Origin of the sequence: Mucilaginibacter sp. (assembly GCF_039925265.1) — a bacterium.
Classification (GTDB): domain Bacteria; phylum Bacteroidota; class Bacteroidia; order Sphingobacteriales; family Sphingobacteriaceae; genus Mucilaginibacter.
The window spans coordinates 149228-166511 of record NZ_JBDSZG010000016.1 but is presented as its reverse complement, the minus strand read 5'-3'; the positions used below and the strand labels follow the sequence as shown (position 1 = coordinate 166511).

Here is a 17284-nt window from a genome sequence, read left to right as displayed (position 1 = left end):
AAAGGAGGGCTTTTTTTATTTCAATTCTGCGGCATAAACGTTATCCTTCCACCATCGCTATGCGCATTAAACTCGGGTGAATACATACTTTGCAGGCTGGTAATACCGGTTGCATAGTTGCCGGGTTGTACCACACGTAATTCGTATTCGAATACATAGGTTCCTTTGTTTAGGCGACTAATAAAGAAGTTGGTTGCTACATCTTTGGTTGCCTGATAATAATATAGGCCATCCTGATATTTATATTCCGACAGGCTGTTGATCGGTTCGGTACCGGCAGGGCGCATGTCTTTCAGGTGAATATAGTCGAAATCGCGGTCGGCTTTTAAATGGAGAACTACTTTTAATACTTCCCCTGTTTTTGGCAAATGAGTTGCATCAACTGCCACCAGCATCGGCCCGCTGTCGGTTTGCTTTTTAATGTAGTATTTACGTTTCATCTGCACATTGGTATTGGATGGTGTAACCTTATCCAGTTTTTCGGTGTATTGCCAGTATAGGGCTCCCCAGTTGATGGTTTTGTCCATGTTAGCCACCCTTACATTGCCAAACGAAGGTTTTATCTGTTCATCAACCCAGGTGGTTTTTAAATAACCTGTGCCCACCTCAGCTTTAATTTCGGGCTTTAATTGTGCTAATGGCTTGCCGCCTATGCTGATGTTTACTTTTGCGGTATCTGATAAAACGTTGCCGCTTTTGATCAATAAAGCATAACATGCCGCTGCCGTAGCTTTGGTAGTGCGCCAATTATTGGTTTGTTTGTTGCGTAATAACCAAATTTTCATTTCGGCAACCGCAGCAGGGTCATTGGTCGCTTCGGTAAACAATTCAATAATCAACGACTGCGTTTCCACAGGCGATTCGTACCAATAATAGCCATAAGTATTCGCCGCCCAATACATCCCCAACTCATCTGACTGGCGGGCGGTTTCTTTTAGCGACTTGATAATTGCCGCGGTAGCGTCCTTATCACCCATGCGATACAGTGTAAGGGCGATCATCGCTTTTTCGTACTCGCTGCGGCTGGTCCACTGGGCGGCGGCGCGGGCAAGATAGTTCTTTCGCACTTCCTTCAGTTCCCCGGCTACTTTAGTCTCTTTAAAATAACTATAGGCGTACCACGCATGTATCTCTATGTTATCTAAATTTCTGCTCTGATATTTTTTATCATATTTTTTTCGTTCGGCTTCGTCTTCAACCAATTGTTTAGCCAGGTATGCCAGCGCCCGATTACCAATGCCTTGCAGGGTAGGTGCGGCTTCACCGGTAATACCTGTTTTATTAAGCTGGCCAATACCGGCAACTATGTGCTGGGTGATGTATCTGTCGGCATATGTTCCACCAAACCATGGGAAAGCCCCGTTTGATAACTGTTTCTTTTGCAGTTTAAGGAGGTTCTCGTTCAGTTCGTAACTCGTTTTATTCAGGTCGAATAATTGGGCTATACGCTTTCTCTGTTCAGTTTCATTTGCTGCATCCTGTAACCATGGCGTTTCTTCCAACAGTACAGATTTTAGCTCCGCGTTTTTTTCCAGGTTGGAAAGCAATTCTTTAGAATCTGTTGCTTTCCAGCGCTCCAATACCTGCTTAATTTTAGGGTTGCTGTTTACAATATAGGCAGCAAAGCTGTTGGCATAAAACCGGCTAAAGATCTGCTCGGAACACCCGTAAGGAAACTCCATCATGTAAGGCAATGCCTGCACGGCAGCCCATGCCGGGTTTTGCGTGTATTCCAGTGTGAGGGTTTTGTTTTGTAAGGTGTTGCTGCTTTGGTTTATCAGTTTATCAAAACTGAAGGTTTTAGTTTGCCCGGCACGTACCATTAAGGGCATGGTTTCGGTAACCGGCATTCGGTTTGGTAATACAGGTAGGGTGTTTTCTTCACCATCGGTATAGTCCCCTGCGTTGGCGGTTAAACGATAAGTAAGCGCTTCCAACCCGGCGGGAATAATGAGTTTAAACGATACAGTTTTGGTTGTTGCGCTATCCACGCTAAAGCGTTGCGTACCGTTATCCCCTTTAGCAAAAAGGTTTACCGGTTGCATGGTAAGCGCGTTAAACAGTAGCAACTGCGCCTCGCCTTTTAAGTTGCCTGGCGATAAGTTTACCACCCTTGCCGAAACTACAAGCGTATCCTCTTCCCTTAAAAAGCGCGGCATATTGGCGCTTATGCTCACTTGCTTTTGGGTGATAACCAATTGCTCGATATAGCCCGTTTGCAATTTTTGATTGTAAGCTACACCCCGGAATTTCCATTTGGTAAGAGCCTCCGGGATGGTGAAGCTTATGGTTACCTGTCCTTTTGCATCGGTGCGCAACTGCGGGTAAAAGAAAGCTGTTTCGTTAAAGTTTTTACGGATGGTTATTGGTTTGCGGTTGGTAAGTGCGGTCTTAAATGCAGCAACTTTCTGGCGTAGTTTGGGGTCGTATAGCTCGTCATACATCATCGCCGGCTCTTTATCAGCTTTAATTACCGGAGGTGCGAAAGCGAGATATCCGCTTACCTGCGCATTGTTGAAAAATCCCAAAGAGTTTTCTTCCACCACCTGCGTTACATCAGAATTGCCCACAGGTTCATTAATACGTATATCGGCGTTGGGGTCACCTTTTTGTGATTTAACACCCGGATCCGCTAACATTAATTCTCGTTCATATAGTACTTGTGCCAAAGATTTCATTTGTACAATAAGTTTTATTCCCTTTGGGGGATTAAGCCTTTTTGTTGCCCAATCTTTTGCGCTAAAAACCAGTATCGCATTTACCGGCACTTTTATTTTAAAGTAGCCCAGCGAATTTGAAACCGTGCTGATATTGGAATTATTTATGCGCACGGTAACACCGGCCAAGCCCGAGCGGTTCCCCAAAACTTTGCCAACCACATCATAGCCGTTGTTTACAAGTGTTGCGTTCCGGGCGTATTTTGCTGCAATTTTTTTATCGCTTAATGTGCTAAGGTGTAATTCGCTCACAGCCTGCCGGAAATTTTCGTAGTTATCGTTATAATAACCAAAATAGTTAAAACCAAGCATGTCTATAGTTTCATATTTAATATCGGTGTTGGTGCGGTCATAATCGGGGCTTTCATACTCGTTCATTGTATTCACAGTCGCCGAGATTGGTTCAGACCTCCATTCAAAACAACCATTTATGCCGGTGGTGGCCAACAGGTATCGCCAACTTGCAGGGGGGGTAATATCATCTAACGAGGCATCGTACATACCTGCAAGTAACTCCGAAGCCTGTTTGCCCTCGCTACCGGTAATTTCCAGTTTCCACTGTTCCTTATCGCCGGGTTGCAGTTTATTACGCATGGTTAAAAAGCGTATGTTGAGCGGTTTAATGGTATCGGCAACCAAAACACGCTCGTAATACTTGTAAATCCGGTTACCGTTTATCATGACAAACTGCACGGTGAACGTGTTGCGTTTTGTTGCAGGGACGGGTATACTTATTTTTTGTGGTGGCCCGGGGCTTAAAGCAACCAATCGGGAACTAAGCAGTTTATCTTCGTCGTAAGTTTCCAGCAATACACTGCAGCTTTTATTTATCCCTACAAAAAACTCGGCAGGCTGTCCCGGCTGCACAGTGGTGCTGATGGGTAGCACCCAGTTCTCATTTTTTTGAATAGGCGCTTCCTCTTTAATAATATTGATGTATTTAATCACCGAGGTAGTGTCGCCGCTTTCGTTTTTGGCGTTTACCACTACAGCATAAACCCCGACCGGTGAATTGAACAACTTGCTTAGGTCAACCCTTCCTGCATCGGTATCCTTCAGGTCAAATTCAAAGCTTTGTGTTTTTTGCAGGCGCTCCCAGTTTTTGTAATCGTCTTCGCCCTTGTAAGCAAAACCAGGGAAGTTTTTGTGATAATCTTCGCGGCTCAACAGCCATTTATCGGGGTTGGCGGTAAGGCGGGTTTTAAAAAACTCGCCCGGGCTTTTTAGCGCGTACACCACTACAGTAGCTTGCCCGTTTTTACGCTGGTGGCCCGAGTTAAACAGCATCAGTGTAGCATCTATAGCTGTTTTTGGCATTGCCATGTCTGGCAAGGCGAACTCCAGTTGAATGGGTTTATTGCTTAATGATAAGCTTGTGCCCGCGTTTTGCGTTTCGCCATTGGCATCGGTAACATCTGCGGCGATGTTAAAGAGGTACGAAATATCCGGCTCGTTTTCTTCCCCCGGTATGGCTAAAAATGTAAGTTCGAATTTCCCCTGCTCATCGGTTTTTATGGTGTCTGTGGCTATTTCATCAGTGCCGCGGCTGTAATAGTTCTTTTTTAAACCCCGATGACTGTACGGTATGCCCATATCGCGCGATCTGGTGACACGGTAAGCTATGCGCGCCTCTGATAGCCCGTAGCCCGAAAATGCGGTTACTGTTCCTTTAACTATAACGCTGTCGTTCAGCTTATAATTCTTTGTAGAAGGCTCAAATAAAGTGCTGAAGGTTGGGCGTTTGTATTCGCTCACGGTAACCGTTATCGAGCCGGTTTCGGTAAAAAGGTAAACCGAACCATTGATTATATTTTGAGGAAGAGTAAAAGACGATGCGGCGGAGCCAAAATCGTTGGTTATTAATTTTGCCGATGCCAATTGCCTTGAGTTCATATCTTTCATTTTAACCTCAAGGCTGGCATTGGGCACAATGCTGCTTTTACCGTTTAGCGTTTGCACTTGCAGTGTTTTAAAATAGATGGTTTGCCCGGGGCGATAAATTTGCCTGTCGGTAAAAAATAGCGTTCTTGGTTTCGGGGTTATTGTATCCCGGTAGCTAAGTGTGGCGCTGTAAATGCTTTTCTCTTTGCTGTGTACCTGATCGCCACTATAATGCACATCAATATCGATATAGTTACCGGGAACCGTAAATATCAATGCGCCCCTGGCATCGGTAAGCCCTTTTACCATTATGGGTTTTGTTTTGGCCTGGCTATAACGATCGCCAATGTAGACAGCGGTTACCGCCGCTCCCTTTACAGGGGCGCCTGTTTCGCGGTTAACAACCCTTATCTCTCTACTGCCATGTGGCAAGGTGCGCGCCAGGTAGGCAAGCCCGCTTACCCTAAAGTTGGTTAGTTGCATTAAACTATCCCGGGTAGTGGCCTGTTGCAGTAGTAACACGTAAGTGCCTTTAGCAAGTGCATCTATCTTAAACTCGGTTTTGTGTGTATTATAGTCGTTAGTGCCGGGTAGTTCCAACACCTTATCCTGCACGGGGTTTAATTTTTTAAGGTACGCTTCTGTTTGATTGCCTGGTAGTATATCTCCATCATGTTTATCCATTTTGCCGAGCAGGGCAAGCTGAGCGGATGTTAAGCGATATATGCGGTAGCGCGCGGCCGTAATGTTGCAATATTCTAACAACGAGAGAATTGGTTTATCGGGAGAGTTGATATCTTCCAAAGTAGCTTCAAGCTTTTTTTGAAGGATGTCTTTCATCAGATTGGACGAGTTTATCGCACCAAAGCTTTTTGGATAATTAGCGATAGCCTGTTTAAGATAAACCATGGCCATAGTTCCGTTTGCAAGCTCACTATTATAATGGCTGGCTATAGTGTACAGCGCATCGGCTCGTAAGTTACCGGCCGATGAATCTGCAGCGATGCCTTTAAGGGCGGTTATGTATAAAGTATCCTTATTACTAATGTTGCTATTATCGTATATAAAGTTCAACCGCTGCATGTCGAGGTTGGCAAGGGCTTTGGGGTTATTCGCTTTCAAATGGAAAGCGATGCCCTGCTGTAAAAATTTAATACCCCGGTACCAGGTAGAGTTGGTATCTGTAGTGGTAACGGGCAATTGTATAAACTTTTTGCTGTCGCCAAAAAAGCGGGTATCATTTAAAGTAAAAGGCATTTTAGGCCGGGTTATGGCCGGCTCATCCGCCAGGAAGTACTCAAACGCGCGGTGTGATAGCATATCATAAAGCGTGGGGCGTAAATACCGGAAGTTTTTTTCTCCGGTGAGGATGCCGTCTAAAATATCAACTGGGGTTTGTTGTTCCTTTTCCGCATCTTGTAAGGATAAGTTATAAAGACGGGTCGTTTCGTTGATAAGGGAAGCGAGGTCCCAGTCGCGGAAATCTACGTCATGTTTTTCGAGGCGGGTGCGATTGGCAAATTTATAGCGGTTCTGTTGGTAATAGCTCCAGTACATATCTGCCAGAAAAGATTGTAAAATAGGTTTTACAGGGTAGCCGGCACCATCAATATCCACTCTTAACGTGTTGATAACATTTACCAGCGCATCATCTTCCAGGTAGGTTTGCAGTTTTAACCTGTATAATACCGCACGGATAGTTTGAGAGGTGTTATCTTCTTTCCGTGCCAGCGCATCCAGTATGTCCACTTCGGCAAGGGCCGATTTTGGCAATCCTACATCTATCAGCGAATCTATCTTAAACAGGATATTATGATAGTTTTTTTGCGCCGATGCTGAACCGCCGGCAAACAAAAAACAGGCAAGGAATATATACCGGAGCGTTTTGGAAAATGTGGATGGCATGTTTAGGTGTTTTAATGTGCTAAAGATAACAGATTAGTGAGATATTTAGCATGATGCAGTATGAGTACTAATTCCATAAAACCGTCAGTTTAAAATCCCGTCGGTTTAATTATTCACCCCGGTCCACCACCAATTTCCCATACTCATAGTAGTGGGCTTTATTCCAACCGGGTGTATTGCGCAGCTGCCGCCATTTGTTTAGGGATAACACGCCGAGGCCGCCACGGGATGTTGCGAGGTCTACATAAAATACTTCGAAAGTTTTTGGCTGGATGTAAAAATGGAAGATGGTCCGCATCATGCCGCCGTTCCCGTAGCCAACTTGTACCCAGTAATAATTAAGGTCTTTAGTAGGGCGGCCGTTGTAGAGCATGGTGGGTTGCTGTTTTTTGGAGTAATTGTAAAAACCCTTACCTCGGGTACGGTGCGCACGACGGCTAATACCTTTTTCTCAAGTTTATCTGCCGGTGGCTGACCGAAAACAGTAGAACAATACAATAAAACAAGCAGGGTGGCGAGGGTTTTCACGAGGGCTATGGTTTCTCTAAAATTAACACTTTCCCCGCTCTGTACAAAACTTCTTCTTCCTTTATCTTCCGTCCTTCCTCTAAAGTGAGAGGCTTCTCTATTAGCTTATTCAGATCGGGTTGCCCGGCATCTACCCATGCCGAAAACCAGAAGCTACCCACACTTAATATAGACTGCCGCATTTTACGCTGCACCATGCCTGCCAGCATTTTGTGGTAAGCCTTGCTATACGCTACTGAATACACTTTTACCATCCGCGTGCCGCGCTGCTCCATGGCGTATTTGGTGCTATCGGTAAAGCGCTTGTTCAAGATCCGCTCGAAGCGCAGCACGGTATCCACACTTTTAAAGCTGCTGCGGCAAATGCTGAAGGCTTCGGCAAGCGGATTGCTGATGTAGCGGGCTTTACCCACGTGGTAATTGTATTGGTTGCTGTAAAGCTCGGGCAGGCGGCTTTCCCAAAGAGAATGTACGCCGGCCTGGTTGGTAAGCTGCCCATCATAATTTTCGGTAAGGTGCAGGGGCGTATGTGCGTCTGAGATGTAATGCCCCAGGTTGGCAGATATGGTGAGGATGGCGGTGGTATCGTGCCGTTTAAAGGCTTTCACCAGCCAGTAATAGTTGGCGTTGATGATCCAGGGAACGGTGCCGTATTTGTTAAGGGTATCACTTGAGTACTTTGCGGCGGCATCTATCCAGTGCTGCGGCATGGCTTTAAAGGGCTGTTTGCCGTAATGGTCAGCATCAAAGAAATGATGCGGTGCTTCCAGCGAATCAACATAGCGCTTTTTATCGGCGCTTACAGCATGCTCGGTAATATAATTGATATTGGCCCTATAAAAACCGGCCATGCCCTTAGGGAGCGTAAAAACCGCCAGCCGGTGGATGCGGTAATGCGCAAAGAAACCCCATGAGCTGCAGGAAATGATAATGGTGATGGCGGCGATAGATAGTAGGAGGGAGCGCTTCATTAAGATTGTCTGAACTCGAATTTTAAGGAATTGGCGAATTTACAGAATTAGGAGAATGAGTAGTTATTAATTCGAAAGATTCCACAAATCGTGAAAATTCTGATTCGGACAAAGTGCGTTAGGGATAGAAGCGGAAACCCCGAAATGAAGTCGCCACTTCTATCGGTGGGGGTGGAATGAGGAGTTGCAGCGTATAGCCCGGGCCGAAGGCAACGCCATGAATAAAATCTGTAGCTGTTTTTTGCACTTAACGAATTTGTAGAGTTAGGGCGAGGTTATATGCCTCATTATAAAAGGGTAATTATAAACCCCAATTACTAACTTTGAGGTAACGAAACCAAATGAAAAAGAAGATAGTTTATTTTTTCGGTGCCATATTATTGCTTTTTGTTGTGACAAACCCGGGCGAAACTTCTTTCCGAAATTATTTGGACGAACAAGAGTTTAAAGACGAAGGCAGAAAAGTAAATTATGTTGTGTGCAGCATTTATTCGGCTGACTTTATAACCGCCAATGAAGGATATATCAGGCAACGGTATTTTGCCATCCTCGGGAGGTTTTATAAGTTAGAGTAGCCGGTTGTGATTGCCCCTGATAAGAAGAAGGAATAATCTGCTGTCCGTCCGTTTTCGAGTGCGGAATTTTACGGACGGGGCGGACGTTAATCCTCCTTTCTCCTTCATCTTTTAGCCTTCGTCAAAAAATATATACAATGTGTTTGCAAATTAAAATTTATCAACCTATATTTGCACCTCTAAAAATAAAGAAAGAATAACAAGCTGTACGATGGCAAATCATAAATCATCCTTAAAAAGAATCAGGTCAAACGCTGCGAAGCGTCTGCGCAATAGGTACCAGGCAAAAACCACCAGGAACGCTATTAAAAAACTAAGAGGTACAACAACTAAGGTTGATGCTACTCCTTTATTATCTAAAGTGATCTCTATGTTAGATCGTTTGGCTAAAAAGAACGTTATTCACAAAAACAAGGCTTCTAACAACAAATCTAAGCTTACTAAATTTGTAAACGCTTTAAGCTAATCGCTTAACACGATATATTGAAAGGGATAATACGAAAGTGTTATCCCTTTTTGTTGTGGGTTGTTTGTCTGAATCAGGATTTACAGGATTAAATAATTTTCAGAATAAAAATACTGAGTTGGGTTAGTTATCCATCCTTTCAAGGTAAAGCCCTGAATTCTGTTCATTTTAAAATTCTGTAAATCCTGATTCAGATACATTCCCTTTTATTTCCTACTTTAGGCTTACAAAACCCAAACCTACCCTTGGAAGAATACGGTAATAATTTAAGCATAAAAAGCTGGGCCGAAGAAGACCGACCGCGCGAAAAGCTAAGCGGGCAGGGCCGCCGTGCCCTTACAGATGCCGAACTCATAGCCATACTCATTGGTAGCGGCAGCCGTAACGAAACCGCCGTAGAGCTAAGCAAACGTATTCTGCACCATTACGATAACGACCTGAACAAGCTGGGTAAAGCCGGCATTAGCGAGCTATCTAAATTTAAAGGCATCGGCGAAGCCAAAGCCATCAGCATTATAGCGGCACTGGAAATTGGCCGCCGCCGTGGCGAAACCGAATCAAAAGCGCCCGAAATCCTAACCTGCAGCCGCGATATTTATAACGTAATGCGCCGCCACCTGATGGACCTTAACCACGAGGAATTTTGGATAGTGCTGGTAAGCCGTGCAACAAAGGTGATAGGCAAGGAACTCATTAGCAAGGGCGGCTTAAACGGCACCGTTGCCGACCCGCGGATTATTTACCATGTTGCCATACAGCACCAGGCCAGCAGCATTGTGCTGATCCACAACCACCCATCGGGCAACCTGAAACCGAGTCGCGAGGATATTTTCCTCACCAAAAAGATGGTGGAGGCCGGCAGGCTGCTGGATATAACCGTGCTGGATCATTTGATCATATCCGACCAGGGTTATTTTAGCTTTGCCGATGAGGAGATGCTTTAGGGGTTTCGGATTTGGGATTTGAACATTCGAAATAATTTCACCCAACAAAGAGCCCGACGAACGGGACGATAACCTAAAAAACCGGCATAGCATTACGCACGGGTGGCACTGTCACTGAAATAGCACTAACGTACATAGGGCGGAACCAAGCCGGCACTTTTCTTTGGTTCGTTTCTTTTGGTGTCAAAAGAAATGAACATCCACAGGCGTAACGGCAGTCACTGCCATACCTAACGGAGCACTGAAATAATTGAGCCGCCTTTCAAAGTGAGCACTAAAATAATCAGTGCCTTGTTAGCAGCGTTTTGTAAGTAATCATTGTCAGTGGATGTTACTTTCTTTTTTTCCGCAAAAAATAAAGTAACCAAAGAAAAAACTCTCGGCTGCGCCCTGATCTATTAAAGGTTGTGCTTTAGCAGTGCCTGTGGTTGCCGAACAAGGCAAGGCCGATTTAGAAGGGCTTTCGTTAGGTTCGTCGGGCTCTGTATTTCACCCATAAATTCGAAATTGAACATTCGAATTTCGAAATCCTAAATTCCCGCAAACAACGCAAGCCCTCCCTCGTTCTACTTAAACAAATTTTAAAACCCAAACACCATGATACAGCCCGAAGACGACCAATTAGCACAAGACGACCAACTTGGCCAAACCGAGAACGAAGACCAGGTAAGCCAGCAGGATATCCACTCCAACGGTTTCGACGAAACCAACGAACCTACCGGCGAAATAAACGAAAGCGCCCCCCTGCAGCGTGCTTATGATGCTGCCGAATCTGCCTACACTCTCAACCTGGATGATGCACCTGCAGACGATGATGAATAATTAACCCCTTTTCGCTGTCTGTCCGCTTTTGGGTGTCCAACCTTGGTGGACGGGTTGCGGACAAGGAACTCCTCTGCTTTTTAGGCTGAATTAACGCTTCTTGGCTAAAATTGTATACATTAGATGCTTGCTAAAGCCGCCTAATGCCACACAACAAAAATGCCTTTGATGCATTGCGCGTATTATTCGCGCTGTTTGTATTTATATCTCACTCGTATTTTTTAACCGGGCGCGATACCGCCGAGCCCATCTTTGTTTTCTCCAAGGGGCAAACCACCCTGGCAGATATTGGCGTAATGGGCTTTTTTACCCTTAGCGGTTTTTTAATCACCTCCAGTTTTGATAGGGCCACCAGTGCGTACAGCTTTCTGCTGAACAGGGCGTTGCGCATATTGCCGGGCTTTTGGGTTTGCCTGGTGGTAACAGGTTTTATTATTGCCCCGGCATTGTATTATTTAAACCGGCACACGCTGGCAGGCTTTAATTACCGGGCGCACGATGGGGCTTTATCTTACGTGTACAGTAACGCTCTGCTGCATATAAACCAATGGAGCCTGGGCGATGTAGTTAGCCATGGCATTGTTAAGCAAGCGCTAAACGGCAGCCTGTGGAGCCTCTTACCCGAGGCAAAATGTTATCTGCTTACCCTTATTATTGGCTTGTTTGCGCTCATTAATAAAAACAAAGCGGCGTTTTTAATACTGCTGGCGCTGGTTTATACGGTTTACGTGGTAAACCTATACGATACCTCAAAAACCTTCGGGCCATCGGTTTTAACCCTTGGCAACACGCTTAAATTATATACCGCTTACCTCTGTGGCGCCGCCCTGTACGTATTCCGCAACGATTTGACGATAGATATTAAAGGGCAGGTGTTTTTGCTGCTGCTGGCGATAGTGTTGCTGCGTAACGGCGGCTTTGCAATTGCCGAACCCTTGCTAATAGCTCTTATAGCGGTAAAGGGTTTCGCCAACTTTACCATCAACTTAAAGTACGATATCTCTTACGGGCTGTACATCTACGCCTTCCCCATACAACAGCTAATTATTACCGCCTACTACCCATCGCTGGGCTTTTGGGGTATACTTTTCATCAGCCTTGCGCTAACCTGCCTCGCGGCCTTTTTAAGTTACACGCTGGTAGAGAAGCCTTTTTTAAAGCTGAAGAAAGCAGGGGAAAAGCAAGCGGTAGCCGTTTAGGTTTTGTCCGTCTGCAGGAGTGACTATACATGCGGACAAAGCGGACTGCATTGACAGGGTCGACGAGGCGTAGCCTCGTCGGGGTGAGTCCTCCCAAAGCGGACGGACAACAAGAGCCAGCGCCACTCCGCAACTGCTACCGCCACTCCCCCTACAACAACCGTTACTGCAACTATTTTTACTTTTGACTTTTTACTTTTGACTTTTCACTTCTCCACTTCGTATCTTTGCCGATTATCATTCTGCTATAATGAAGATATCGTACAACTGGCTTAAAGAATTTATTGATACAGATAAAACCCCCGAAGAGATCTCTACGATACTCACCGGTACAGGTTTGGAGGTAGAGAGCCTCGAAAAGGTACAGGCTATACCCGGTGGGCTGGAAGGGCTGGTTATTGGTTACGTGCTGGAGTGCGTAGATCACCCAAACAGCGATCACCTGCACGTTACCAAGGTTGATGTTGGTGGCGCAGAGCCGCTTAACATTGTTTGCGGCGCTGCTAACGTAGCGGCAGGGCAAAAGGTAGTGGTGGCTACTGTTGGTACTTCGGTTTACCCAACTGTGGGCGAGCCATTCAAAATAAACAAATCTAAAATACGCGGCGAGGTATCCGAAGGGATGATCTGCGCCGAAGATGAGATAGGCCTCGGCAGCAATCATGCGGGCATTATGGTGCTTGATGCTGATGCCCCTGTAGGCACGCCGGCAAAAGCGTACTTTAAACTGAACGACGATTACATGTACGAGATTGGCCTTACGCCAAACCGTGCGGATGCGGTATCGCACCTGGGTACCGCCCGTGATATCGCCGCATTCCTCAAGATAGGCATCACCAAACCCGGTGTTAGCGCTTTCAAGGTGGATAACACCGATAGCCCTATTGAGGTGGTGGTAGAGAACGAACAGGCTGCACCAAGGTATGCCGGCGTAACCATCTCGGGCATAGCGGTTAAAGAGTCGCCACAATGGCTTAAAGAGCGTTTGGCGGTGATTGGCGTGCGCAGCATAAACAATGTGGTAGATGTTACCAACTATGTACTGCACGAACTTGGCCAGCCCCTGCACGCCTTTGATGCCTCGGCCATTACCGGCAACAAGGTTGTAGTAAAAACCGTAGCCGAAGGCACTGTGTTTAAAACATTGGATGACGTGGATAGGAAACTATCTGCCGATGACCTGATGATATGCAACGCCGAAGAGCCGATGTGTATTGCCGGTGTATTTGGCGGTGCAAAAAGCGGCGTTAACGCGGCTACCACCAGCATCTTTTTAGAGAGCGCATACTTTAACGCTGTGTCGGTACGTAAAACGGCCAAGAGGCACGGTTTAAAAACCGATGCATCCTTCCGTTTTGAGCGTGGCACCGACCCTGATATGCCCGTATTCGCCCTAAAGCGCGCGGCCTTGCTCATCCAGCAGGTAGCAGGCGGTGTGGTATCATCAGAAGTGTTTGATAACTACCCTAACCCGGTAGCACCTTTCGAGATTGAAGTTACTTACAAAACCATCGACAGGCTCATTGGCAAAGCCATTGGGCACGATACCATCAAGGCCATCCTTACCGGGCTGGATATTACCATTGTAACGGGAACTGAAGAGGGTTTAAGCTTAAAAGTGGCCCCTTACCGTGTGGATGTAACGCGCGATGTGGATATTGTGGAGGAGATTTTACGTATTTACGGGTACAACAATATCGAGATCCCAACGCAGATCCGAGCATCGTTAAACAACTCCATCCGCCCGGAGAAAGATACCGTGCAGAACGCTATATCTGATCTGCTGAGCGCCAATGGCTTCAACGAGATCATGAACAACTCGTTAACTAAATCGGCTTATTCTGACGATCTGGAGCACGCCGTAAAGATCTTGAATCCGCTCAGCAGCGATCTGGATGTAATGCGCCAGAGCATGTTGTACTCGGGGTTGGAATCTGTCGCCTACAACCAAAATCACCGGGCTGCGGACCTGAAACTGTATGAGTTTGGTAAGATCTACAGTTTTGTTGATGAGAAGTATGTAGAGGCCCAGCGCTTCTCTATCTTCCTTACCGGCGCTTACAAAAGCGAGCAATGGAACGGCAAGGCCGTAGGTACATCGTTCTATAATTTAAAGGCGGTTGTTGATGGCATCCTCAAAAAACTGAGCATTACCGATTATACCACCGAAGAGGCTACAGCCAACGGCTTAGCCTACGGGCTGCAATACCTGCGCGGGAATAAAGTGCTGGTAAGCTTTGGCTCGGTAGCGCCTGCGGCCCTAAAAAAGGCCGATGTGGATAAGGAAGTTTTTTATGCCGATTTTGATTTCGACGTGTTGTTGAAGCTGGTTCGCAAGAACGTAATTGTGTACCAGGAAGTAAGCAAGTTCCCTGCCGTAAGGCGCGATCTGAGTATGCTGGTAGATAAGAGCGTTACCTTTGGACAGTTAAAGCAGATAGCCGGCCGGACGGACAAAAAGCTGCTGAAAGAGGTGAATGTGTTTGACGTGTACATGGGCGATAAACTCCCGGCGGGCAAAAAATCGTACGCCCTCAGCTTTATTTTGCAGGACACCGAAAAAACTTTAACCGATAAGGCAATTGATGCCACGATGCAGAAATTAATTTATAATTTAGACAAAGAAGCAGGAGCGGAGATCAGGAAATAGGTTAGAAAGGTTAGTAAAAGTTGGAAGGGTTTGAAAATTTAGACCTTTAATCTCTTTAACGTTTGCAACCTCTACAACCCTTTCAACTTTTACAACCTTTTTAAACATTTTTAACTAACGATGCCTTCAGTAGCAGAACAATTAACAAAAGTTGTATATAAAACCGAGCGGTTAATAGAGCTTTGTGCTGCGCTACAGGAAGAAAACGACCTGCTTAAACTGGAAAGCGATGCCTTAAACGCCGCGCTTGATGCCAGTAAAAACAAGACGAAAGACCTGGAAGAAAAGCTTCGTGTATTGAAACTGGCAAAATCTTTTTCAGAAACAAATGAAAAAAGTGTTGACATTAAGCAAAAAATTAACGACTTTGTGCAGGAAATAGATAAGTGTATTGTATTGCTGAAAAAGTAATACGAAAAGTGAAAAGCTCAAATGGGAGAAATCTCAATAAAAATAAATATTGCCGACCGAGTTTACCCCTTAAAGGTGAACATGGAAGAAGAAGAGATAATAAGAAGGGCAGCTAAGCTGATTAACGATCGCATAAAAGAGTACCAGGAGAACTATGCGGTTCGCGATAAACAGGATCTGCTTTCGATGTGTGTGCTGCATTACGCAACATCCTCATTAAAAGCGGATAAGAAAGTTACGTCGGATGATTCTGAAGTGACGGAAAAGGTTTATCATTTAGATCACCTGCTGACCGATTTTTTTTCTAAACAATAACGTTCTTTAAATAAGTAGAAGAAGCCCTGAGTGCAAAGTAAGAAGTTAAACAATACTTTCTACTTTAAACTTTCGACTTTAAACTCTACCCGAGCCATTTAAGATTTAACCGCAGTTAAATTTTAAGTTTTCACTATTAAAAACTTAACGCTTCAATATCTACGGATCAAAGAGGCATGCGTTGATCGTGTAATTTACGGTAACCCGTGATCCCGAGCCATCCGACCAGAAGTTTTAACAATACATGAACACTTAGAAGTTTAGTTGCGGTTTTTTTTATTTATATAACCTAAGAAATGAACACATTTTTGTACCTGATCATCGGGCTCCTTGTAGGCGTACCGACGGGCATCGTCATAGGCCGCTTCCTGCTGAGGAAGCTGTTTAAAGACCAGGAAGTAAACGCCCAGAATAAAGTAAAGAAGATATTAAAGGAAGCTGAGAATAACGCCGAGATCCTTAAAAAGAACCGCCAGTTAGAGGCCAAGGAGAAATTCCTTCAATTAAAAGCCGAGCATGAGCAGGAGGTAAACACCAAGAACAATGTGCTTAACCAGCGCGAGAACGGCATCAAACAAAAAGAGCAATCTTTTAACCAGAAGCTGGAGAACATGAACCGCAAGGAGAGTGAGCTTGATAATGCGCGTAAAAAACTGGATGCCCAAACCGATAGCCTTGCCAAAAAGCAGGAAGAAGTTGAGCACCTGAAAAATCAGCACGTATCAGAACTGGAAACTATTGCAGGCCTAAGTGCCGAAGATGCCAAGAACCAGCTGATTGATAACCTGCGCGAAGAGGCCCGCAGCAAGGCGATGGCGCAGATAAAGGACATTGTAGACGAAGCCAAGCTTACCGCTACCAAAGAGGCTAAAAAGATAGTGATCCAAACCATTCAGCGTACCGCTACCGAAAGCGCTATCGAGAACACGGTATCTATCTTCAACATCGAGAACGACGAGATCAAAGGCCGTATCATTGGTAGGGAAGGCCGCAACATCCGCGCGCTGGAAGCAGCAACCGGTATTGAAATTATTGTGGATGATACCCCGGAAGCGATTATCCTTTCAGGCTTCGACCCTGTCCGCAGGGAGATTGCCCGTCTGGCAATGCACCGCCTGGTGACGGACGGACGCATCCACCCGGCGCGTATTGAAGAGGTAGTTGCCAAAACCCGCAAGCAGATAGAAGAAGAAATTGTTGAGATAGGCGAGCGTACCGTGATAGATTTAGGTATCACCGGCCTGCACCCGGAACTGATAAGGATGGTAGGCAGGATGCGTTACCGTTCATCGTACGGGCAAAACCTGTTGCAGCACTCGCGCGAGGTTGCCAACTTCTGCGCTACCATGGCAGCAGAGCTGGGCCTGAACGTAAAACTGGCCAAACGCGCGGGTTTACTGCACGATATTGGTAAGGTACCAGATGATAACCCGGAACTGCCACACGCTATTTTGGGTATGCAGTTAGCCGAAAAATATAAGGAACACCCGGAAGTATGTAACGCTATTGGCGCCCACCACGATGAAGTGGAAATGACCTCGATGCTATCGCCTATAATACAGGTTTGTGACGCTATATCAGGCGCAAGGCCGGGCGCACGCCGCGAAGTGGTAGAAAGTTACATCAAGCGCTTAAAAGAGCTTGAGGAGCTTGCATTATCGTACCCTGGCGTAGAGAAAACATTCGCTATACAGGCAGGCCGCGAATTGCGCGTTGTAGTAGAGAGCGAAAAGATAAGCGATGCCCAAAGCGAGATACTGGCGGCAGATATATCTAACCGTATCCAAACAGAAATGACCTATCCGGGCCAGATAAAAGTTACCGTAATAAGGGAAACCCGCGCGGTAGCATTTGCAAAATAATAAAGCTTAAATTTGAGCCCTCTCCTAACCGGGGAGGG

Annotated in this window: 12 protein-coding genes; 9 read left to right on the top strand and 3 right to left on the bottom strand. The window is 45.7% G+C overall.

Features of this window, described 5'->3' with window-relative positions:
* Positions 1-20: 20 nt before the first annotated feature.
* From ABIX36_RS08625 to ABIX36_RS08615, 3 genes are all read right to left on the bottom strand, one after another.
* A complete protein-coding gene (locus ABIX36_RS08625; RefSeq protein WP_348081758.1) occupies positions 21-6503 on the bottom strand; it encodes an alpha-2-macroglobulin family protein in 6483 nt (2160 codons plus the stop codon).
* Between the two features lie 109 nt (positions 6504-6612).
* Positions 6613-6876: a hypothetical protein gene (locus ABIX36_RS08620; RefSeq protein ID WP_348081757.1), complete on the bottom strand. Its 264-nt coding sequence runs from the start codon at positions 6874-6876 to the stop codon at positions 6613-6615.
* Between the two features lie 160 nt (positions 6877-7036).
* Positions 7037-8002, bottom strand: coding sequence for a zinc dependent phospholipase C family protein (locus tag ABIX36_RS08615; RefSeq protein WP_348081756.1), 966 nt, complete (start codon positions 8000-8002; stop codon positions 7037-7039).
* 341 nt (positions 8003-8343) lie between these two features.
* Between ABIX36_RS08615 and ABIX36_RS08610 the strand changes: the two genes are divergently transcribed.
* The 9 genes from ABIX36_RS08610 to rny all read left to right on the top strand — a co-directional run bounded on the left by ABIX36_RS08610 (position 8344) and on the right by rny (position 17246).
* Entirely contained in the window at positions 8344-8577 is a 234-nt protein-coding gene (locus ABIX36_RS08610) for a hypothetical protein (protein ID WP_348081755.1), read from the top strand.
* A gap of 211 nt (positions 8578-8788) precedes the next feature.
* Positions 8789-9043, top strand: coding sequence for a 30S ribosomal protein S20 (rpsT, locus tag ABIX36_RS08605; protein ID WP_067190882.1), 255 nt, complete (start codon positions 8789-8791; stop codon positions 9041-9043).
* A gap of 245 nt (positions 9044-9288) precedes the next feature.
* A complete protein-coding gene (gene radC / locus ABIX36_RS08600; RefSeq protein ID WP_128531648.1) occupies positions 9289-9987 on the top strand; it encodes a DNA repair protein RadC in 699 nt (232 codons plus the stop codon).
* Positions 9988-10584: 597 nt separating this feature from the next.
* Positions 10585-10809 (top strand): hypothetical protein, encoded by a 225-nt coding sequence (locus tag ABIX36_RS08595; protein ID WP_348081754.1) that lies wholly within the window; start codon positions 10585-10587, stop codon positions 10807-10809.
* Positions 10810-10952: 143 nt separating this feature from the next.
* Complete coding sequence (locus ABIX36_RS08590; protein ID WP_348081753.1) at positions 10953-12008, top strand: acyltransferase; 1056 nt, start codon at positions 10953-10955, stop codon at positions 12006-12008.
* Positions 12009-12258: 250 nt separating this feature from the next.
* Positions 12259-14658: a phenylalanine--tRNA ligase subunit beta gene (gene pheT / locus ABIX36_RS08585; protein WP_348081752.1), complete on the top strand. Its 2400-nt coding sequence runs from the start codon at positions 12259-12261 to the stop codon at positions 14656-14658.
* Between the two features lie 120 nt (positions 14659-14778).
* Positions 14779-15069: a hypothetical protein gene (locus ABIX36_RS08580; protein ID WP_128531645.1), complete on the top strand. Its 291-nt coding sequence runs from the start codon at positions 14779-14781 to the stop codon at positions 15067-15069.
* A gap of 21 nt (positions 15070-15090) precedes the next feature.
* Entirely contained in the window at positions 15091-15384 is a 294-nt protein-coding gene (locus ABIX36_RS08575; protein WP_128531644.1) for a cell division protein ZapA, read from the top strand.
* A gap of 296 nt (positions 15385-15680) precedes the next feature.
* Positions 15681-17246, top strand: coding sequence for a ribonuclease Y (gene rny, locus ABIX36_RS08570; RefSeq protein ID WP_348081751.1), 1566 nt, complete (start codon positions 15681-15683; stop codon positions 17244-17246).
* Positions 17247-17284 lie beyond the last annotated feature (38 nt).

Coding starts and splice junctions, on each gene's coding strand:
- ABIX36_RS08625 (WP_348081758.1), bottom strand. CDS start 6,503: ATGCCATCCACATTTTCCAAAACGCTCCGGTATATATTCCTTGCCTGT.
- ABIX36_RS08620 (WP_348081757.1), bottom strand. CDS start 6,876: ATGCTCTACAACGGCCGCCCTACTAAAGACCTTAATTATTACTGGGTA.
- ABIX36_RS08615 (WP_348081756.1), bottom strand. CDS start 8,002: ATGAAGCGCTCCCTCCTACTATCTATCGCCGCCATCACCATTATCATT.
- ABIX36_RS08610 (WP_348081755.1), top strand. CDS start 8,344: ATGAAAAAGAAGATAGTTTATTTTTTCGGTGCCATATTATTGCTTTTT.
- rpsT (WP_067190882.1), top strand. CDS start 8,789: ATGGCAAATCATAAATCATCCTTAAAAAGAATCAGGTCAAACGCTGCG.
- ABIX36_RS08595 (WP_348081754.1), top strand. CDS start 10,585: ATGATACAGCCCGAAGACGACCAATTAGCACAAGACGACCAACTTGGC.
- ABIX36_RS08590 (WP_348081753.1), top strand. CDS start 10,953: ATGCCACACAACAAAAATGCCTTTGATGCATTGCGCGTATTATTCGCG.
- pheT (WP_348081752.1), top strand. CDS start 12,259: ATGAAGATATCGTACAACTGGCTTAAAGAATTTATTGATACAGATAAA.
- ABIX36_RS08580 (WP_128531645.1), top strand. CDS start 14,779: ATGCCTTCAGTAGCAGAACAATTAACAAAAGTTGTATATAAAACCGAG.
- ABIX36_RS08575 (WP_128531644.1), top strand. CDS start 15,091: ATGGGAGAAATCTCAATAAAAATAAATATTGCCGACCGAGTTTACCCC.
- rny (WP_348081751.1), top strand. CDS start 15,681: ATGAACACATTTTTGTACCTGATCATCGGGCTCCTTGTAGGCGTACCG.